This is a genomic window from gamma proteobacterium symbiont of Axiagastus rosmarus (genome assembly GCF_059730925.1).
Genome location: NZ_AP035925.1, coordinates 3,013,167 through 3,033,048, shown reverse-complemented (window position 1 = coordinate 3,033,048; position 19,882 = coordinate 3,013,167). Strand labels below are relative to the sequence as shown.

Here is a 19,882-nt window from a genome sequence, read left to right as displayed (position 1 = left end):
TGCCCCTTACGCTATAGTTAACGGGTGCAGACAGGTGAGTTGCATGCATATCGGCCGTTGCTGTACGGCCATTGCCGTACACCAATTAGGTCTGAGAACGAAAAGAGGTTAGCTGATGACAGATAAGCGCAAAGACGGTTCAGGTAAGTTGCTGTACTGCTCTTTCTGCGGCAAAAGCCAGCATGAAGTCCGTAAGCTGATTGCCGGGCCGTCAGTGTATATTTGCGACGAGTGTGTCGATCTGTGTAACGACATCATTCGCGAAGAGATTAAAGAAGTGGCCCCGCACCGCGAGCGCAGCGCGCTCCCGACGCCGCATGAGATCCGCCATCACCTTGACGATTATGTTATCGGTCAGGAGAAGGCGAAAAAAGTGCTGGCGGTGGCGGTGTACAACCACTACAAACGTCTGCGTAACGGTGACACCAGCAACGGGATTGAACTGGGCAAAAGTAACATTCTGCTGATCGGTCCAACCGGTAGCGGTAAGACCCTGCTGGCGGAAACGCTGGCGCGCCTGCTGGATGTGCCTTTCACCATGGCGGATGCCACCACGCTGACTGAAGCCGGTTATGTGGGCGAGGATGTGGAAAACATCATCCAGAAACTGCTGCAGAAGTGCGACTACGACGTACAGAAAGCGCAGCGCGGCATCGTGTACATCGATGAAATCGATAAGATTTCCCGTAAATCAGACAACCCGTCTATCACCCGTGATGTGTCAGGTGAAGGCGTGCAGCAGGCGCTGCTGAAACTGATTGAAGGCACAGTGGCTGCCGTGCCGCCGCAGGGTGGACGTAAGCATCCGCAGCAGGAGTTTCTGCAGGTCGACACCTCGAAAATCCTGTTTATCTGTGGCGGTGCGTTTGCCGGCCTCGATAAAGTGATTTCACAGCGTGTTGAAACCGGCTCCGGTATTGGCTTTGGCGCGACCGTAAAAGGTAAATCGCAGAAAGCCAGCGAAGGTGAGTTGCTGTCACAGGTTGAGCCGGAAGATCTGATCAAATTTGGTCTGATTCCGGAGTTCATTGGTCGTCTGCCGGTGGTGGCGACGCTCAACGAGCTGAGCGAAGAAGCGCTGATCCAGATCCTGCGTGAACCGAAAAACGCGCTGACCAAGCAGTATCAGGCGCTGTTTAATCTGGAAGGCGTGGAGCTGGAGTTCCGTGACGAAGCGCTGACGGCGATTGCGAAGAAAGCGAACTCGCGTAAAACCGGGGCACGTGGTCTGCGTTCGATCGTAGAAGCGGCGCTGCTCGAAACCATGTACGACCTGCCATCAATGGAAGGCGTAGAGAAAGTGGTGATCGATGAGTCAGTGATCGAGGGGCAATCTGACCCGATGCTGATTTACGGTAAGCATGAAGCCCAGGCTTCTGGCGAATAAATAATCAATTACACCACGTTGTTATCTTAAAAAAGGGGAAAATGTTTCCCCTTTTATTTTTCTCACCTCTGTGACATTGAATGTCGTGCAAGCATCCCCATATACTCATAATCCTGTGGGTCTAACTGCATACAGCCTGTATCACGCGGTTCCCATCACCTGGCGGACATTAAACTAAGAGAGAGCTCTATGAATCCTGAGCGTTCTGAACGCATTGAAATCCCCGTGTTGCCGTTGCGCGACGTGGTGGTTTATCCGCACATGGTAATTCCGTTGTTTGTTGGTCGGGAAAAATCGATTCGTTGCCTCGAAGCGGCGATGGATCATGACAAGAAGATCATGCTGGTTGCCCAGAAAGAGGCTTCAACGGATGAACCTGGTATTAACGATCTCTTCGCGGTAGGGACCGTTGCTTCCGTACTGCAGATGCTGAAACTGCCAGACGGCACCGTTAAGGTGCTGGTGGAAGGTCTTCAGCGCGCACACATCACCACTTTAGCGGACAATGGCGACCACTTTGTTGCCCAGGCCGAATACCTGATCTCGCCGGAAATTGAAGAGCGCGAGCAGGAAGTGCTGGTGCGTACCGCCATCAATCAGTTTGAAGGCTACATCAAGCTGAACAAAAAAATCCCGCCGGAGGTGCTGACTTCACTCAACAGCATCGACGACGCGGCGCGTCTCGCCGACACCGTAGCGGCGCACATGCCGCTTAAGCTGGCTGACAAACAGTCAGTGCTGGAGATGTCCGACATCAATGAGCGTCTGGAATATCTCATGGCGATGATGGAATCGGAAATCGATCTGCTGCAGGTTGAGAAGCGTATTCGCAACCGCGTTAAAAAGCAGATGGAGAAAAGCCAGCGCGAGTACTATCTGAATGAGCAAATGAAAGCGATTCAGAAAGAGCTGGGCGAGATGGATGATGCGCCGGATGAATACGAAGCGCTGAAACGCAAAATCGACGCGGCGAAAATGCCGGTCGAGGCGCGCGAGAAGGCCGAAGCCGAACTGCAGAAGCTGAAGATGATGTCACCGATGTCAGCGGAAGCCACCGTGGTGCGTGGCTACATCGACTGGATGGTGCAGGTACCGTGGAACGCGCGCAGCAAGGTGAAAAAAGACCTGCGGAAAGCGCAGGAGACGCTGGATACCGACCATTATGGTCTGGAGCGCGTGAAAGACCGCATCCTTGAGTATCTTGCGGTGCAGAGTCGCGTCAGCAAAATTAAAGGGCCGATTCTGTGCCTGGTCGGACCGCCGGGCGTGGGTAAAACCTCGCTGGGACAGTCAATCGCCAAAGCCACCGGCCGTAAATATGTGCGTATGGCGCTGGGCGGCGTGCGTGACGAAGCGGAAATCCGCGGCCACCGTCGTACCTATATCGGGTCGATGCCGGGCAAACTGATCCAGAAAATGGCTAAAGTCGGCGTGAAAAACCCGCTGTTCCTGCTGGATGAGATCGACAAAATGTCATCCGACATGCGCGGCGATCCGGCTTCAGCGCTGCTGGAGGTACTGGATCCGGAGCAGAACATTGCGTTCAACGATCACTATCTGGAAGTGGATTACGATCTGTCAGATGTGATGTTTGTGGCTACCTCTAACTCCATGAACATTCCGGCTCCGCTGCTGGATCGTATGGAAGTGATTCGTCTCTCCGGCTACACCGAAGATGAGAAGCTCAACATCGCTAAACAGCACCTGCTGCCGAAGCAGATCGAGCGTAATGCGCTGAAAGAGAAAGAGATCAGCGTTGACGACAGCGCCATTATCGGCATCATCCGCTATTACACCCGTGAAGCGGGCGTGCGTAGCCTGGAGCGCGAACTCTCCAAGCTGTGCCGTAAAGCGGTGAAAGCGCTGCTGATGGACAAAGCGAAAAAGAGCATCAAAATCAACGGCGAAAACCTCAAGGATTTCCTGGGCGTGCAGCGCTTTGATTACGGCCGCGCTGACAGCGAAAACCGTGTTGGTCAGGTCACCGGCCTGGCGTGGACCGAAGTGGGCGGCGATCTGCTCACCATCGAAACCGCCTGCGTGCCGGGCAAAGGCAAGCTGACCTACACCGGTTCACTCGGTGAGGTGATGCAGGAGTCCATCCAGGCGGCGCTGACGGTAGTACGCGCCCGTGCGGAGAAACTCGGCATCAACGGCGACTTCTACGAGAAGCGTGATATCCACGTACACGTACCGGAAGGGGCGACGCCGAAAGATGGTCCAAGCGCCGGTATCGCGATGTGTACCGCGCTGGTCTCCTGTCTGACCGGTAACCCGGTGCGTTCGGACGTGGCGATGACCGGCGAGATCACACTGCGCGGTCAGGTACTGCCGATTGGTGGCCTCAAAGAGAAACTGCTGGCGGCGCATCGCGGCGGCATCAAAACCGTGCTGATCCCGGACGAAAACAAGCGCGATCTGGAAGAGATTCCACAGAACGTGATTGCCGATCTGTCGATCCATCCGGTGAAGCGTATTGAAGAAGTGCTGAGCCTGGCGCTGGAAAATGCCCCGTACGGGATGCAGGTTGCCACGGCAAAATAGTGATTAGCGACAAAAAGCGCTAAAAAGCGAAGCTGGCAGGCCAAATCGGGCTTGCCAGCTTTTTTTTGTGCCGCTAATTTAGGGGGCTGCTGGATCAACGATTAAGATGAATACCGTTGTTTCAGCTCCACAGGCTTGATATAACTGGCTGCGCGTTCGCACCGGGCGGGAAGCGCGGGTGCGAGTGAATAATAAAAGAGGGGATGAAGAGAGTGAATAAGTCACAGTTGATCGACAAAATTGCTGCAGACGCTGACATTTCTAAAGCGGCAGCGGGACGTGTGTTAGATGCATTCATGGGCTCCGTTTCTGACGCGCTGAAAGGCGGTGACGAAGTGGCACTGGTCGGTTTCGGTACCTTCTCTGTACGCGAGCGTGCTGCCCGCACCGGCCGTAACCCACAAACCGGTAAAGAAATCACCATCCCGGCTGGTAAAGTACCGGGCTTCCGTGCAGGTAAAGCACTGAAAGACGCCGTCAATTAATGACCGCTGACCTGTCCATCGAAGCATTTTCTTCCATGGATTGAGGACGAAAAAGGCGTTCTCATGTAACATACGGGCACATCATTTTTGATGTGCCTTTTTTTATCTTGATGCGCGACTTTAGCCGCTGGCTTCAGTCTCCGCATGGTTGCCAGCTGCCAGCCTGAACCGCAGCTGCACGATGATGACATCGTGTCAGAGCTTTACATCCACACTACAGCGGAGTGTTGTCATACCATGATGGACAATTTACGCGCGGCGTCGAACCATGTCGTGCTCAAGATCATTCTGGGATTGATCATCCTGTCATTCGTACTGACCGGGGTGGGCAACTACCTGATTGGCGGTAACAGCGATTACGCTGCCAAAGTGAACGGCCATGAAATTAGCCGCGGTGAGCTGGAACAGGCGTTTAACAACGAGCGCAACCGTCAGCAGCAGATGCTGGGCGACCAGTTCTCGCAGCTGGCCAGCAACGACGGCTACATGCAGCAGATGCGCCAGCAGGCGCTGTCACAGTTGATCGATCAGGCGCTGCTCGATCAGTACATCAAAGATCTGCACATTGGCATCAGCGACGATCAGGTGAAGCAGGCTATTTTCAATCAGCAGGCTTTCCAGACCAACGGTAAGTTCGACAACGCGAAATACAACGGCCTGATCGCCAGCATGGGCTTCAGTGCCGATCAGTACGCCGAAGCGCTGCGCAAGCAGCTGGCGACGCAGCAGCTGATTAACGCCATCGCCAATACCGACTTCATGCTGAAGGGTGAAACCAGCAAGCTGGTGGATCTGGTCTCGCAGCAGCGCGAGATTCGTCAGGCGGTGATTGACGTTAACGCGCTGGCCACGAAACAAACCGCCAGCGACGACGAAATCAATCAGTACTACCAGCAGCATCAGAGCAGCTTTATGGCACCTGAGCAGTTCCGCGTCAGCTACATCAAAATGGATGCGGCCAGCCTGCAGGAGAACGCCAGCGAAGCGGATATTCAGAGCTGGTACGATCAGCACAAAGCCGATTATTCACAGCCGCAGCGCAACCGTTACAGCATCATTCAGACCAAAACCGAAGCCGATGCCAACGCAGTGCTGGATGCGCTGAAAAAGGGCGAGGATTTCGCCACGCTGGCGAAGAGCAAATCCATCGACCCAATCTCTGCGCGTAAAGGCGGCGACATGGGCTGGCTGGAGCCGAACACCACGCCGGATGAGCTGAAAAACGCCAACCTGACGCAGAAAGGCCAGCTGTCTGGCGTGATCAAGTCCTCAGTAGGTTTCCTGGTGGTGCGTCTGGACGATATCCAGCCAGAGCAGGTTAAACCGCTGGCGGACGTGCACGATGCGGTGGCGGATAAAGTGAAGCAGGAAAAAGCCGTCGACGCCTTCTATAAGATGCAGCAGAAGGTGAGCGAAGCCGCCAGCAACGACAACGAATCCCTGGCGGGCGCCGCACAGGCATCTGGCCTGAAAGTGGTGGAAACGGGCTGGATCACCCGCGATAACGTGCCGGCCGATCTCGATTTCGATGCGGTTAAACAGGCGATCTTCAACGGTGGCCTGACCGGTCAGAACGGCGCGCCGGGCAACAACTCTGACATCATCAGCGTCGATGGCGATCGGGCATTTGTGTTGCGCATCAGCGAGCACAAACCGGAAGCGGTTAAACCGCTGGATCAGGTCAAAGCGCAGATTGCCGACAGCCTGAAGCATGACAAAGCGACGCAGCAGGCCAAAGCGCAGGCAGACAAACTGCTGACCGAGCTGAAAGCGGGCAAACAGGACGCGCTGCAGGCGGCTGGCCTGACGCTGAGCGCCAGCAAAACCGTCGATCGCAACGCGCAGGATCCGGTGGCACAGGCCGCATTCAACCTGCCACAGCCAGCGGATAACCAGCCGTCGTGGGGTGTCAGCGAAGATATGCAGGGCAACGTGGTGCTGGTCGCGCTGGATAAGGTCAGCGCGGGCAACATGCCGCAGGCGCAGATCGACGAAATGGTGAAAGGCGTGACGCAAAACAACGCGCAAATTGCCTTTGAAGCGCTGCTGGAAAACCTGCGTAAAGAGGCGAAGATTAAGTACGGCGCCGCCGCACAAAACCAGTAAGCCTCACAAAAAAAGGTAAACTGCTGCAATACCGAAAGGCCGCTTCTGCGGCCTTTTCCATTTCTGATCATCGCCTTTTGAGTGGGTTTCTCGCTTGTGCCACCCTGCAATGGCTGTCAAACACAAGGAGAAACACAGCATGGTTAAATCAACATTTCGTGCCTTTTGCATCACGCTGGCGCTGGGCGGCGCGCTCTGGACCAGCGGACTGGCGGCGGCGGAAAGCCCCAGTGAAACGCAGGCGACGCAGGTGTCCACGCCGCAGCCGGAACAGGTCAGCATCAATCAGGCCACGGCCGAGCAGCTGGCCGCCGCCATGAACGGTATTGGACTGAAAAAAGCGCAGGCGATTGTCAGCTATCGTGAGCAGTACGGGCCCTTCAGCGCCATCGAGCAGCTGAAAGAAGTGCCGGGTATTGGCAGTGCGCTGGTGGAGCGGAACAGCGCGCGGCTGAAATTGTGAAGCGGCTCGCGACTCTGAAGGATTGCTAAAGCGGCCCATCAGGCTGTGCTATGCTCAACAGGTCCAACCAGTTGTCATTCACAGCCTGAACAGGAGCAATCATGCAAACTACCATCAAAGTGCGCGGCTATCATCTTGACGTCTATCAGCATGTGAACAATGCGCGCTACCTGGAATTTCTGGAAGAGGCGCGCTGGCAGTGGCTGGAAGATGCCGATGCCTTTCACTGGCTGCTGGAGCAGCAGCTGGCGTTTGTGGTGGTGAATATCAACATTAACTATCGTCGTCCGGCGGTGCTGGGCGACGTGCTGCACATTGAGAGCGAGGTCTCGCAGCTCAACGGCAAAAGTGGCATTATTTTACAGCGGGTGATGCTGGCGGGTGATAACACGCTGGTGGCGGATGCGGCGCTGACCTTCGTCTGCATCGATTTGCGCACGCAAAAAACCGTGCCGCTGGAAGGTGAGTTACGTGAACGCCTGGCGGCATTGATGACCGCGCCTTGCTGAGCTGGCATGCCCAGAAAGCACGCCAGCCCGCAGCGCGGCCGCAATCAGCGCAGGCCGCTTTTCTGTTTCATCGCCGCCATCACGCTGGCCGCATTGGCCTGGTAATCGGCCAGGCCGCGTGCGCGCAGGTGGCAGGCCGCGCACTCGCCACAGCCGTCGCCTTTAACGCCGTTGTAGCAGGTTAGCGTCTCCGAGCGAACCAGCGGCAGCTGCTGCCAGTAGTCCGCCAGCGCCCAGGTTTCTGCTTTATTCAGCCACATCAGCGGCGTTTCAAAACGCACGTCGCGCGCCATGCCCAGGCTGACAGCGTTGTTCAGCGCTTTGACAAACTCGTCGCGGCAATCCGGGTAGCCGGAAAAATCGGTTTCACATACGCCGGTGATCACCGCTTCGGCTTCCACCTGATAGGCATAAATTGAGGCCAGCGTCAGAAACAGGATGTTACGTCCCGGCACGAAGGTGCTGGGCAGGTCGCTGGCCTGTGGATTGTAGGCCGGCACCGGAATGTTATCGCGCGTCAGGCTGCTGACCGCCAGTTCATTGAGCAGCGTTACGTCCAGCACTTTATGCGCCCGCGCGCCCAGCTGTTGCGCCAGCTCTGCGGCGACGCTGATCTCTTCGCGATGGCGCTGACCATAATCAAAGGTCACGCAGTGCACTTCATCATACTGCTGCAGCGCCTGAATCAGACAGGTGGTGGAGTCTTGTCCGCCACTGAATACGACAACGGCTCGTTTCATGTTTTCTTCCCCATAAATCAGTGCGCCTATGGTACTGGCTCCGGCGCGGGCTGAACAGCACCGCCTGCGGCAGGCGGCGGGATCCAGGCGCGGGTGAAATCGAACCAGCCCATGCTGTTAAGCTGAATACCTTCGACGCCTGGTGGAGCAAACACCTGGTAGCGATAGTTAAACAGCGGCAGCAAATGGCCGTCGCGCATCAGCTGCTGAAACAGCTGATGAATCGCGGCGCTGCGCAGTGCCGGACTGGCCTGACGGGCGATAGCGTGCAGCGGTGCCTGCAGTACCGCCGGACGCAGCGGTTGCCAGACCGCATCATTTTCCAGCCAGTTCACCAGGGTAAACTGCGGCGCATCACCAATCAGACGGTCGCCCATGATGATGTCGGCGTCACTCAGATCGATGTCGTCGCGCCAGCTTTTGACGTCGTGAAATACGCAGGTGAGGGTACAGCCCTGTGCCGCCAGCAGCGGCACCAGCGCCTGCGCCATGACGTGCAGTTCGATGGGCAGGTGATAATGCAGCGTCAGCGTTGCGGGCAATGTGCCTTCCGGGCGGTGCGGGGCGGGCAGCGGCCAGCCGGGCAGCAACTCTGCGGTTGGCGTAATTAAGCCTTCATCCAGCGGCAGCTGCTGAATGACGCCGCTGTGCTGAATCAGCGCGAGCAGCGTTTTGGCCTGCGCCTGGCTGAAGCGAGCCGAGAAACGCGGCGCCAGGTAACAGAAACCGAGACTGATGCTGCGATCCACCGGCCGCAGCGTGTCCAGCTCGTCGGGATCGCCAATGGCGATCTGCACCGGATGGCGGCAGCTGGTGCCCAGTCCGCGATCGAACAGCTGCGGTGTAATCCAGTATTCCACCACCTGAATTAGCGGACGCTGATGGTGCCAGCGTGCATGGCTCTCCAGCCGCACCAGCTCGCGGGTAAAGTGCGTCAGGCGCCACGGTCCGCTGCCGGTATCGGCATGTTCCGGATGCGGCAGCAGGCAAAACTGATGCGCCAGCCGCTGCGGCAGCCAGTAATCGCTGGTGCGCAGCCGGATACGCAGTGCCAGCGGATGTGGCGCATCGATGTGTTCCACCGCCGCCAGCAGGCGGCCGCCCTGCGGCGTCTGCATGATACGTTGCAGCTGCTGGACCAGCTGTGCCGCCTGCACTGGTTCGTCGTTGTGCCAGCTGAGGAGTGGCCGCAGCCAGAAATACCATTCGCGGCCCTGCGCATCGTGCTGCCAGTGATGTGCCAGATCGCCCTCGACATCATCCGCGTTAAAGCGCGTCAGGCCGGAAAAAATCTGGCGTACCAGATGCTGCTCGGCGCGTCCGGTGAGCTGCAGCGGATCCAGCGCCTCCATCGCGCGATAATAGGGAATGCGCAGCACCGGCGCCTGATTCTGCCACTGGCCGCCCATCAGTGGGCGCAGCATTTTCACCAGCCGTTCAGGCGCGACATCCAGTACCTGCAGTGCCTGTACCGCTTCACCGGCTGCCAGCTGCTGGCTGAGCAATTGCTGACGCAGCTGTTCGGGAGAGAGCAGAAAGCGCAGTTCGCCTTGTTTACCGCGTCCCGCCGCACCGTGCCACTGCAGCCAGCCCGCCTGCTGCCACTGCCGCAGCAGGGTGCGCACGTGGCGCTCGCTGCAAAAGCAGTGCTGCGCCATGGCCGCAACGCTGATGCGCTGCGCTTCGCCCTGGCTAAGCTGCCACAGGCGCTGAAACTGATTAACCCGATGAAGCTGTCGCATGATTAAACCCGGAACAGTTTTTTGAAAGTATTCACTATTAGTTCCGTAATTACCAGGCGATAGTAAACCCCTCATTCAGACCGGAGAGTTCCTATGGCCCGCCTCGCGGCATTTGATATGGACGGTACACTGCTGCTGCCTACCCACCGTTTAGGTGCGGAGACGCTGCAGAGCCTCAACGCCCTACACCAGCGTGGCGTTACACTGGCGTTTGCCACGGGGCGTCACCTGCTGGATATGCAGGCAGTACGTCAGCAGATCACCTTGCCCGCCTGGCTGATCACCGGCAACGGCACGCGCATTCACGATGTCGAGGGCAGGCAACTGTACGGCTGTGATCTGGCGCCGTCGGTGGCGGAAGAGGTGTTGCACAGTCACTGGCAAACCCCCGCGTCGATCCACATCTTTAATGACGAAGGCTGGTTTACCGATAAACCGCTCCCGGGATTGCTGGAAGCGCATGCGATGAGCGGGTTTCACTATCAGCTGCGTGATTTGCGCCGCATGCCGGCACATGAAGTCACCAAGATCTGCTTTATCGCGCCGTATGAGATGCTGCTGGCGCTGAAGATTGAACTGCAACAGGCGCTCGGCGATCGCGCCAGCCTGTGCTTCTCCGCCAGGGAGTGTCTGGAAGTTTTACCGGTGGATTGCCACAAAGGCGCCGCGCTGGCGCGGCTGTGCCAGCATCTGTCGCTGTCGCTGGCGGATTGCATGGCATTTGGCGATGCGATGAACGACCGCGAAATGCTGGAGCGCGTCGGACGTGGTTTTATCGTGGGCAACGCCATGCACCAGCTGAAAACCTCGCTGCCCCATTTACCGATTATTGGCCATTGCGAGACACAGGCGGTGTCTCACTACTTAAATCACTGGATGACCACACCACACCTCGATTATTCCCCCGAATGCTGAGGCTTACAGTGAACCGGACAGGATGTCCGGTTTTTTATTGCAGCTCGCGCTGCCACGCCTGAATATCGCCGATCTGCTCAGCGACCCACTGCGGATTGTAATAGGTATCCGGATAGCGCTCGCCGCTGTCACACAGCAGCGTTACCAGCGCGGCGGATTGCCCCTGCGCGCGCAGCCGTTTTGCCACCTGCAGCATGCCCCAGAAATTAGTGCCGGTAGAGGCGCCCGGACGCCGGCCGAGAATCTGCTCCAGCCTTAACATGGCCGCCACGGTGGCGCCATCCGGCACTTTCATCATTTCGTCAATCACGTCCGGTAAAAACGACGGCTCAACGCGCGGGCGACCAATCCCCTCAATAAGGCTGCCACGCTCGCTGCGCAGCGTGCGATCGCGGCTGTGCCAGTAATCGAAAAACACCGAGTGCTGCGGATCGACCACCAGCAGGCGCGTGTCGTGGCCCTGATAACGGATGTAGCGCCCCAGCGTAGCCGAGGTGCCGCCGGTGCCGGCGCTCATGATCAGGGTGTGCGGCACCGGGAAGGGTTCATGCGCCATCTGGCGGAAAATGCTTTCGGCAATATTGTTGTTGCCGCGCCAGTCGGTAGCGCGTTCGGCATAGGTAAACTGGTCCATAAAATGGCCGTTGAGTTCACGCGCCAGACGCTCGGATTCGCTGTACAGCTGGCACGGATCGGCGACGAAGTGGCACTCCCCGCCGTAAAAGCGGATCAGCTCGATTTTGCGCCGTGCGGTACTGGCTGGCATCACGGCGATAAACGGCAGGCCGAGCAGACGGGCAAAATAGGCTTCCGACACCGCGGTGCTGCCGGAGGAGGCTTCGATGATCGGCGTGTTTTCTCCAATCCAGCCATTGGCCAGACCATAGAGAAACAGCGAACGCGCCAGGCGATGTTTCAGGCTGCCGCTTGGATGGGTGCTTTCATCCTTAAGATAAAAGCGAATGCCGGGGAAATCATCCAGCGTAAAACGGATCAGGTGCGTATCAGCGGAGCGCTGAAAGTCGGCGTTAATTTCATTGATAGCGTGGCGAACCCAGGGCGTTTGCATGGTGCGATTCCGGCAGCGAGATTGCGCTCAGTGTAAGGCACTGGCAGGAAAAAGAGGTTGCTAAAATTTGGTTATAATTGGCAAATAAGAGAAAATTTTTCTCCTGAGGTGGCGAATGCTAGATAAAACTGACCGCACACTGCTGGCGCTGCTGCAAAAAGACTGCACGCTGTCGCTGCAGGTGCTGGCCGATGCGGTGAATCTCACCACCACGCCGTGCTGGAAACGCCTGAAAAAGCTGGAAGATGATGGCATTATTCGGGCGCGCGTCGCGTTGCTGGATGGTGAAAAGCTCGGCCTGTCGCTCACCGCCTTTATGCTGATCAAAACCCAGCAGCACAGCAGCGACTGGTTTCAGCAGTTTGTCGCGGTGGTACAGCAGATGCCGGAAGTGATGGCCTTTTACCGCATGGCGGGCGAGTACGACTACCTGCTGCGCATTCAGGTGGCCGATATGAAGAGCTACGACGCGTTTTACAAGCGTCTGGTTAACGGCGTGCCGGGTCTGATTGATGTCACCTCCAGCTTCGCTATGGAAGAGATTAAATACACCACCGCCTTGCCGGTAGCGCCCTGAACGGGCATCACAAGAGATTGTTTTGTGCGATTATTCAGCCAGTTAAGTTGGTATTTTTTGCGCGAGTGGCGGCGCTATCTGGGCGCCATCAGCTTGCTGATTATCATTGCGCTGCTGCAGCTGCTGCCTCCGCATCTGGTCGGCGTGATTGTCGACGGCGTGACCCAGCACAGCCTGACGCGCGGCGAAATTTTTCTGTGGATCGGCGTGATGCTGGTGACCGCAGTGATTGTCTATTTGCTGCGCTACGTCTGGCGCGTGCTGCTGTTCGGCGCCTCTTACCAGCTGGCGGTGGAGCTGCGCGAAGACTTTTACCGCCAGCTTAGCCGCCAGCATCCGGCGTTTTACCTGCGCCACCGTACCGGCGATCTGATCGCGCGCGCGACCAACGATGTCGATCGCGTGGTGTTTGCCGCGGGTGAAGGGGTGCTGACGCTGGTGGATTCGCTGGTGATGGGGCTGGTCGTGCTGGCGGTAATGAGCGTGCAGATCAGCTGGGAGCTGACGCTGCTGGCGCTGATTCCTATGCCGATTATGGCGCTGGTGATCCAGAAAGACGGCGCGCGCCTGCATCAGCGCTTCAAAGTAGCGCAGGCGGCGTTCTCCAGCCTGAACGATCAAACGCAGGAGAGTCTGACCAGCATCCGCATGATCAAAGCCTTTGGCCTGGAAGATCATCAGTCGAGCCAGTTTGCCGATATCGCCAGCGACACCGGCCGCAAAAATCTGCACGTGGCGCGCGTCGATGCGCGCTTCGATCCCATCATTTATATCGCCGTGGGCTTTTCGAATCTGCTGGCGATTGCCGGTGGCGGCTGGATGGTGTGGCACGGTTCACTGACGCTCGGGCAGCTCACCAGCTTCGTCATGTACTTAGGGCTGATGATTTGGCCGATGCTGGCGCTGGCGTGGATGATTAACATCGTCGAGCGCGGCAGCGCGGCGTGGAGCCGTATTGGTGCGCTGCTGGCGGAAGCGCCTGCGGTTGAGGATGGTCAGCAGCCACTGCCGGCGGATGCGGGCGTGCTGCAGGTGGCGATCCGCGCCTTCCACTATCCGGCGAGTAGCGCGCCGGTGCTGAGCGACGTGCATTTCCAGTTACAGCCCGGGCAGATGCTTGGGCTGTGCGGGCCTACCGGCTGCGGCAAAAGCACACTGCTGAGTCTGATTCAGCGCCATTTTGATATCGATCAGGGCGAGATTTGCTATCACGCCATTCCACTACCGCAGCTGCGGCTGGACAGCTGGCGCAGCCGGCTGGCGGTGGTCAGTCAGACGCCGTTCCTGTTTTCCGATACCGTTGCGAATAACCTGGCGCTGGGCCGCCCGGAGGCAACGCAGGAAGAGATTGAGCGCGTGGCGCAGATGGCCTGCGTGCACGATGACATTCTGCGTCTGCCGCAGGGGTACGCTACCGAAGTGGGCGAGCGCGGTGTCATGCTCTCTGGCGGGCAGAAACAGCGCATCGCCATTGCGCGTGCGCTGTTGCTCAACGCGGAGATTCTGATCCTCGACGATGCGCTGTCGGCGGTTGATGGCCGTACCGAACATGAAATCCTGCATAACCTGCGCCTGTGGGGCAAAGGGCGCACGCTGATCATCAGCGCGCATCGGCTGTCGGCGCTGACCGAAGCCAGCGAGATTCTGGTATTGCAGCAGGGCGCAGTGGCACAGCGCGGCGATCACGATACGCTGGCGGCGCAGCCGGGCTGGTATCGCGATATGTATCGCTATCAGCAGCTGGAGGCCGCGCTGGATGAGGACGAGTCAGAACAGGGAGCCGACCATGGCTAAATCGCAACGCTTATGGCCAACGCTGAAACGCCTGCTGGCTTACGGTAAACCGTGGCGCAAATCGCTGTGGCTGGCCGTCGGCATGCTGTGGATCGCTGCCGCTGCCGAAGTCACCGGCCCGGTGCTGGTGAGCTATTTTATCGATAACCTGGTGGCTAAACACCAGATGCCGTGGGGCATCGTGGCCGGGCTGCTGGTGGGCTTTGTGCTGCTACAGCTGCTGGCAGCGGGTCTGCACTATTTCCAGGCGCTGCTGTTTAACCGCGCGGCGATTGGCGTTGTGCAGCAGCTGCGTGTCGACGTGATGAATGCGGCGCTGCGCCAGCCGCTCAGTGCCTTCGATACCCAGCCGGTAGGGCAGATTATTTCGCGCGTCACCAACGACACCGAAGTGATCAAAGATCTTTACGTCACGGTGGTGGCCACTGTGCTGCGCAGCGCTGCGCTGATTGGCGCGATGCTGGTGGCGATGTTTGCACTCGACTGGCGTATGGCGCTGGTGGCGCTGGTGATTTTCCCGCTGGTGTTAACGGTGATGCTGATCTATCAGCGCTACAGCACGCCGATTGCGCGCCGCGTACGTAGCTATCTGGCCGAGATCAATAATGGCTTCAACGAAGTGATTAACGGCATGAGTGTGATCCAGCAGTTTCGCCAGCAGGCGCGCTTTGGCGAGCGCATGGGCGAAGCCAGCCGTTCACACTATCTGGCGCGGATGGAGACGCTGCGGCTGGACGGCTTTCTGCTGCGTCCGCTGCTCAGCCTGTTTTCTGCACTGATTTTGTGCGGTCTGCTAATGCTGTTCAGCTTTGCCACGCCGGGCGTGTTTGAGGTTGGCGTGCTCTACGCCTTTATCACTTATCTTGGCCGCCTTAACGAGCCACTGATCGAGCTCACCACGCAGCAGTCAATGCTGCAGCAGGCGGTGGTGTCGGGCGAGCGTATTTTTGAACTGATGGATGCGGCGCAGCAGGGCTACGGCAGTGACGCTCAGCCGCTGACTTCCGGGCGTATCACCCTGCGCGATGTCAGCTTTGCCTACCGCGACAACCGCGACGTGCTCAGCCATATCAACCTCGAAGTGCCGGCGCGCGGCTTCGTGGCACTGGTCGGCCATACCGGCAGCGGCAAAAGCACCTTAGCCAATCTGCTGATGGGCTACTATCCGGTGACGCGCGGTGGCATTGAGCTGGATGGCCGCCCGCTGCGCCAGCTGACGCACGATGCGCTGCGCGGCAGCGTGGCGATGGTGCAACAGGATCCGGTAGTACTGGCCGATACGCTATTGGCCAACGTGCGCCTGGGACGCGATATCAGCGAAGAGGACGTGTGGCGCGCGCTGGAGAAGGTGCAGCTGGCACCGCTGGCCCGCGCGATGCGCGACGGCATTCATACCCGGCTCGGTGAGCAGGGGAACACGCTGTCGGTCGGGCAGAAGCAGCTGCTGGCGCTGGCGCGCGTGCTGGTGTCGCTGCCGCAGATTCTGATCCTCGATGAGGCCACTGCCAATATCGACTCAGGCACCGAGCAGGCGATTCAGCAGGCGCTGCGCACGCTGCGCCAGCACAGCACGCTGGTGGTGATTGCTCACCGTCTTTCCACCATCACCGAAGCGGATCAGATTCTGGTGCTGCACCGTGGTCAGGTGGTCGAACGCGGTACGCACACCGAACTGCTGGCGCAGCAGGGCCGTTACTGGCAGATGTACCAGCTGCAGCAGGCCGGCGATGAACTCGCGGCGGGCATACCCGCAACGGCAGAGGGGTGATTTGCACCTTTTTTGCGCAGATTTATCGGAATGTTCTGTATTGATGCACTCCTTTGAGGCCGCAAGCACCAAAGGAGTGCAGTAAAGTCCCACCTTTCTGTTTTTCCGCATGAAAACCTTGCCCGTTACGCCATACCGGAGCGCGATACTCTGCGCCCGGCAGCCTTAGCGCCCACTTTTGCCATTTGTGGCACAGCCTTTGCTTAACTCTCTGCGTGTCCGCGAAGACTCACCTATTTTTATATCCGGAGGGGAACGTATGAAGCTGGTTACCGTGGTAATCAAACCATTTAAGCTGGAGGACGTGCGTGAAGCCTTATCCTCCATTGGCATTCAGGGCCTGACCGTGACCGAAGTAAAAGGCTTCGGTCGTCAGAAAGGCCATGCAGAACTGTACCGCGGTGCCGAGTACAGCGTTAACTTCCTGCCAAAAGTAAAAATCGATATTGCGATTGCGGACGATCAGCTGGATGAAGTGGTGGATGTGATCAGCAAAGCCGCGTACACCGGCAAAATTGGCGACGGCAAAATTTTCGTCGCGGAACTGCAGCGCGTGATTCGTATTCGTACCGGCGAGACCGACGAAGCAGCACTGTAACTGGGGCTCTGAATTGTGATGGGATGGAAAGAAATGAATAAAGTAATGACTAAGTTGGGCCTCACCAGCCTGGCGCTGTTACCGTCTCTTGCGATGGCAGCTGCGCCTGCCGTAGCGGATAAAGCCGATAACGCGTTTATGATGATTTGTACCGCGCTGGTACTGTTCATGACAATTCCCGGCATTGCCCTGTTTTACGGCGGCCTGATTCGCGGCAAAAACGTGCTGTCGATGCTGACGCAGGTCGCGGTGACGTTCGCGTTAGTGTGCGTACTGTGGATCGTCTACGGCTACTCGCTGGCGTTCAGTGAAGGCAACGCCTTCTTCGGTAACTTCCAGTGGGCGATGCTGAAAAATATCGAGCTGAAAGCGGTGATGGGCAGCTTCTATCAGTACATTCACGTGGCGTTCCAGGCTTCCTTTGCCTGTATCACCGTGGGGCTGATTGTTGGTTCGCTGGCTGAGCGTATTCGCTTCTCTGCGGTACTGATTTTCGTACTGGTGTGGCTGACGCTGGCCTATCTGCCTATCGCACATATGGTGTGGGCTGGCGGCTTCCTGGCACAGGATGGCGCGCTGGACTTCGCTGGCGGTACCGTGGTGCACATCAACGCCGCCGTTGCCGGTCTGGTTGGTGCTTACCTGGTAGGCAAGCGTGCTGGCTTCGGTAAAGAAGCGTTCAAACCGCATAACCTGCCGATGGTGTTTACCGGTACCGCGATTCTGTACGTTGGCTGGTTCGGTTTCAACGCCGGCTCTGCGTCTTCCGCGAACGAAATCGCGGCGCTGGCCTTCCTGAATACCGTGGTAGCCACTGCGGGTGCCGTGCTGTCGTGGGTGTTCGGTGAGTGGGCGCTGCGCGGTAAGCCTTCACTGCTGGGTGCGTCTTCTGGCTTCATCGCCGGTCTGGTTGCCATCACGCCAGCCTGTGGTTATGTCGGCGTCGGCGGCGCACTGATTATCGGTCTGGCCGGTGGCCTGGCGGGTATCTGGGGTGTGACCACGCTGAAGAAATGGCTGCGCGTGGATGACCCGTGCGATGTATTTGGTGTGCACGGCGTGTGCGGCATCCTCGGTTGTGTCCTGACCGGCGTGTTTGCCTCCTCGTCACTGGGCGGCGTGGGCTACGCAGAAGGCGTGACTATGGGCCATCAGGTTTGGGTTCAGCTGTTCAGCTGTGGCCTGACCATCGTCTGGTCTGGCGTGGTTGCCTTCATCGGCTTCAAGCTGGCAGATATGATTGTTGGCCTGCGCGTACCGGAAGAACAGGAACGTGAAGGTCTGGATGTGAACAGCCACGGCGAGAACGCTTACAACCAGTAAGTGCCGGCTGGCAGAAGAGCAGTGCGCTATAACTATAATGATGAGAAAGGGGCGAGATAATCGCCCCTTTTTTTATGCTTCGCGCTGACGCATCACCCCTTCCTGCACCGTCGTCGCCACCAGCGTGCCGTCCTGGCTGAAGAACTCACCGCGCACGAAGCCGCGCGCGCCGGACGCTGAGGTGCTTACCACGCTGTACAGGAGCCACTCCGAGAGATCAAATGGACGGTGGAACCACATGGAGTGGTCAATCGTCGCCACCTGCATATCCGGCTCAAGGAAGCCTTTGCCATGCGGCTGCAGCGCGACCGGCAGAAAGTTGAGATCGGAAGCGTAGCCCAGCAGATATTGGTGAATGCGGCGATCGTCCGGCAGCTGGCCATTGGCACGCACCCAGACCTGGCGCAGCGGCTCATCAACGTGGCCTTTCAGCGGATTGTGGATCTGCACCGGACGGATATCCAGCGGGCGCTCGGCGAGGAATTTTTCTTTCAGCTTGAGCGGCAGGTGCGCAGCCAGCCGGTGGGCGAGATCCTGCTCGGAGGGCAGGTTATCGGGTCCTGGCACCTGCGGCATGCTGTTCTGATGCTCGAAGCCATCTTCCGGTGACTGAAAGGAGGCGGTCATGTAGAAGATCGGCTGACCGTTTTGTACGGCGCTGACGCGGCGGGCGCTGAAGCTTTTGCCGTCGCGCAGGGTTTCCACATCGTAAATAATGGCTTTCTGGCTGTCGCCCGGGCGCAGAAAGTAGCTGTGGAAGGAGTGAATGATACGGGCTTCCGGCACGGTTTGTTTTGCCGCATACAGCGCCTGTCCCACCACCTGGCCGCCAAACACCTGGCGCAGGCCGAGATCTTCACTCTGGCCGCGAAACAGGCCTTCTTCCAGTTTTTCCAGATTCAATAAATTAAGCAGGTTGTGCAGTGCCTGGCTCATAACGGATTCCTCAGTGATGCCAATGGCGTCAGTGTGAAAGATCCGACCAGTTTGCGCAACGCTTTTACCCGGTTTTCAGCAGCATGGCGGGGCTTCAGGCGCAAAGGGGATTTTTGTGCCAGAATTAACAGCAATCGGCGGTGGAAAACCCAGCCAATAAATTTACCGCCGACAATCATAGTGTTCATAAGGAGACGACATCGATGAAACTCTGGCATGTAATTAGCGGTATGACACTGGCGGTGGCAATCACAGGCTGTGCCGATCACAGTAAACCCGTGCCGACGCCAACTTTAGGCGCCAGCGTGGCCGGGCAGCCGTCGGCGATTGCCCAGCCAAACGTAAGCGGTTCCGTCTATATTCGCCAGCGTATTGCGCTGCCGCCGGATGCGGTGCTGACCGTGACGCTGGCCGATGCGTCACTGGCGGATGCGCCGTCCAAAGTGCTGTCACAGCGTGTGGTTCGCACCGAGGGCAAACAGGCACCGTTCCAGTTTGTGCTGCCCTTTAACCCGGCCGATATCCAGCCGAACGCGCGCATTTTGCTGAGCGCAGCGATCACCATCGACGGCAAGCTGGCGTTTATCACCGATACGGTGAAACCGGTGATTAATCAGGGTGGAACGAAAGCGGAACTGCTGCTGGTACCGGTGACCAATATGGCGATGCCAACCCAGCCGGGCGCTGCTACCACTGTGCCTTCGACGTCGCCAACCCAGGTTACGCCGTCAGCCTCCGTGCCGGCACCAACCAGTCTGTAAGTTGAAACGGGAGACAGCGCGTTACGGAAGCTGCGCCAGAATGGCACTGCAGAAAGTAAAGGCGCTGTCTCGTCCCTGATCGCTCGGCACACGCCATCCCTGGCGTGTGACGCTTTACTTTCTGCAGTGCCATTCCCGCGCCTTAAAGGGAGTGCGGCCTGTCAG

General features: G+C 58.1%; 18 protein-coding genes. 13 read left to right on the top strand and 5 right to left on the bottom strand.

Features of this window, described 5'->3' with window-relative positions; all coding sequences use genetic code 11:
• Nucleotides 1-115 precede the first annotated feature (115 nt).
• From clpX to AC6I8F_RS14395, 6 genes are all read left to right on the top strand, one after another.
• Nucleotides 116-1,387, top strand: a complete 1,272-nt coding sequence (clpX, locus tag AC6I8F_RS14420) for an ATP-dependent protease ATP-binding subunit ClpX (protein ID WP_021507186.1) — start codon at nucleotides 116-118, stop codon at nucleotides 1,385-1,387.
• 189 nt (nucleotides 1,388-1,576) lie between these two features.
• Nucleotides 1,577-3,931 carry an endopeptidase La gene (gene lon, locus AC6I8F_RS14415; RefSeq protein WP_058775228.1) on the top strand — a complete coding sequence of 785 codons (2,355 nt, stop codon included), beginning with the start codon at nucleotides 1,577-1,579 and terminating at the stop codon, nucleotides 3,929-3,931.
• Nucleotides 3,932-4,143: 212 nt separating this feature from the next.
• A complete protein-coding gene (gene hupB / locus AC6I8F_RS14410) occupies nucleotides 4,144-4,416 on the top strand; it encodes a nucleoid-associated protein HU-beta (protein ID WP_014606441.1) in 273 nt (90 codons plus the stop codon).
• A 237-nt stretch (nucleotides 4,417-4,653) separates the two neighbouring features.
• On the top strand, nucleotides 4,654-6,522 hold the full coding sequence (ppiD, locus tag AC6I8F_RS14405) for a peptidylprolyl isomerase (RefSeq protein ID WP_498028152.1): 1,869 nt from the start codon (nucleotides 4,654-4,656) through the stop codon (nucleotides 6,520-6,522).
• A 139-nt stretch (nucleotides 6,523-6,661) separates the two neighbouring features.
• Nucleotides 6,662-6,985: a ComEA family DNA-binding protein gene (locus AC6I8F_RS14400; RefSeq protein ID WP_021507189.1), complete on the top strand. Its 324-nt coding sequence runs from the start codon at nucleotides 6,662-6,664 to the stop codon at nucleotides 6,983-6,985.
• 101 nt (nucleotides 6,986-7,086) lie between these two features.
• Entirely contained in the window at nucleotides 7,087-7,494 is a 408-nt protein-coding gene (locus AC6I8F_RS14395) for an acyl-CoA thioesterase (protein WP_498028151.1), read from the top strand.
• A gap of 44 nt (nucleotides 7,495-7,538) precedes the next feature.
• On the opposite strand, the gene queC is transcribed toward AC6I8F_RS14395, so the two are convergent.
• Complete coding sequence (queC, locus tag AC6I8F_RS14390; protein ID WP_498028150.1) at nucleotides 7,539-8,234, bottom strand: 7-cyano-7-deazaguanine synthase QueC; 696 nt, start codon at nucleotides 8,232-8,234, stop codon at nucleotides 7,539-7,541.
• A 26-nt stretch (nucleotides 8,235-8,260) separates the two neighbouring features.
• A complete protein-coding gene (locus AC6I8F_RS14385) occupies nucleotides 8,261-9,976 on the bottom strand; it encodes an SgrR family transcriptional regulator (RefSeq protein WP_211725169.1) in 1,716 nt (571 codons plus the stop codon).
• A 93-nt stretch (nucleotides 9,977-10,069) separates the two neighbouring features.
• Here AC6I8F_RS14385 and cof point away from each other — a divergent pair, with 93 nt between their 5' ends.
• The gene (gene cof, locus AC6I8F_RS14380; protein ID WP_498028149.1) at nucleotides 10,070-10,891 is read left to right on the top strand and encodes an HMP-PP phosphatase; all 822 of its coding nucleotides are present in this window, start codon (nucleotides 10,070-10,072) and stop codon (nucleotides 10,889-10,891) included.
• 34 nt (nucleotides 10,892-10,925) lie between these two features.
• Here the strand turns inward: cof and AC6I8F_RS14375 are convergent, their stop codons facing one another.
• Nucleotides 10,926-11,960, bottom strand: coding sequence for a PLP-dependent cysteine synthase family protein (locus AC6I8F_RS14375; RefSeq protein ID WP_021507195.1), 1,035 nt, complete (start codon nucleotides 11,958-11,960; stop codon nucleotides 10,926-10,928).
• A gap of 115 nt (nucleotides 11,961-12,075) precedes the next feature.
• On the opposite strand from AC6I8F_RS14375, the gene AC6I8F_RS14370 reads away from it, so the two are divergent.
• The 5 genes from AC6I8F_RS14370 to amtB all read left to right on the top strand — a co-directional run bounded on the left by AC6I8F_RS14370 (nucleotide 12,076) and on the right by amtB (nucleotide 18,020).
• Nucleotides 12,076-12,537 carry an Lrp/AsnC family transcriptional regulator gene (locus AC6I8F_RS14370; RefSeq protein WP_211725172.1) on the top strand — a complete coding sequence of 154 codons (462 nt, stop codon included), beginning with the start codon at nucleotides 12,076-12,078 and terminating at the stop codon, nucleotides 12,535-12,537.
• A 24-nt stretch (nucleotides 12,538-12,561) separates the two neighbouring features.
• The gene (locus AC6I8F_RS14365; protein ID WP_498028148.1) at nucleotides 12,562-14,331 is read left to right on the top strand and encodes a SmdA family multidrug ABC transporter permease/ATP-binding protein; all 1,770 of its coding nucleotides are present in this window, start codon (nucleotides 12,562-12,564) and stop codon (nucleotides 14,329-14,331) included.
• The gene (locus tag AC6I8F_RS14360; RefSeq protein ID WP_498028147.1) at nucleotides 14,324-16,099 is read left to right on the top strand and encodes a SmdB family multidrug efflux ABC transporter permease/ATP-binding protein; all 1,776 of its coding nucleotides are present in this window, start codon (nucleotides 14,324-14,326) and stop codon (nucleotides 16,097-16,099) included. Before AC6I8F_RS14365 ends, AC6I8F_RS14360 begins: the two co-directional genes overlap by 8 nt.
• A 259-nt stretch (nucleotides 16,100-16,358) precedes the next feature.
• Nucleotides 16,359-16,697, top strand: coding sequence for a P-II family nitrogen regulator (gene glnK, locus AC6I8F_RS14355; protein ID WP_007886947.1), 339 nt, complete (start codon nucleotides 16,359-16,361; stop codon nucleotides 16,695-16,697).
• A gap of 33 nt (nucleotides 16,698-16,730) precedes the next feature.
• Nucleotides 16,731-18,020 (top strand): ammonium transporter AmtB, encoded by a 1,290-nt coding sequence (gene amtB / locus AC6I8F_RS14350; RefSeq protein ID WP_058757951.1) that lies wholly within the window; start codon nucleotides 16,731-16,733, stop codon nucleotides 18,018-18,020.
• 72 nt (nucleotides 18,021-18,092) lie between these two features.
• Here amtB and tesB read toward each other — a convergent pair whose 3' ends face one another.
• Nucleotides 18,093-18,956, bottom strand: coding sequence for an acyl-CoA thioesterase II (gene tesB, locus AC6I8F_RS14345; RefSeq protein ID WP_498028146.1), 864 nt, complete (start codon nucleotides 18,954-18,956; stop codon nucleotides 18,093-18,095).
• Nucleotides 18,953-19,144 carry a hypothetical protein gene (locus AC6I8F_RS14340; protein WP_136547754.1) on the bottom strand — a complete coding sequence of 64 codons (192 nt, stop codon included), beginning with the start codon at nucleotides 19,142-19,144 and terminating at the stop codon, nucleotides 18,953-18,955. The genes tesB and AC6I8F_RS14340 overlap by 4 nt, the downstream gene beginning before the upstream one ends.
• Before the next feature lie 15 nt (nucleotides 19,145-19,159).
• Here AC6I8F_RS14340 and AC6I8F_RS14335 point away from each other — a divergent pair, with 15 nt between their 5' ends.
• On the top strand, nucleotides 19,160-19,717 hold the full coding sequence (locus tag AC6I8F_RS14335; protein ID WP_021507201.1) for a YbaY family lipoprotein: 558 nt from the start codon (nucleotides 19,160-19,162) through the stop codon (nucleotides 19,715-19,717).
• The last annotated feature ends 165 nt before the right edge of the window (nucleotides 19,718-19,882 follow it).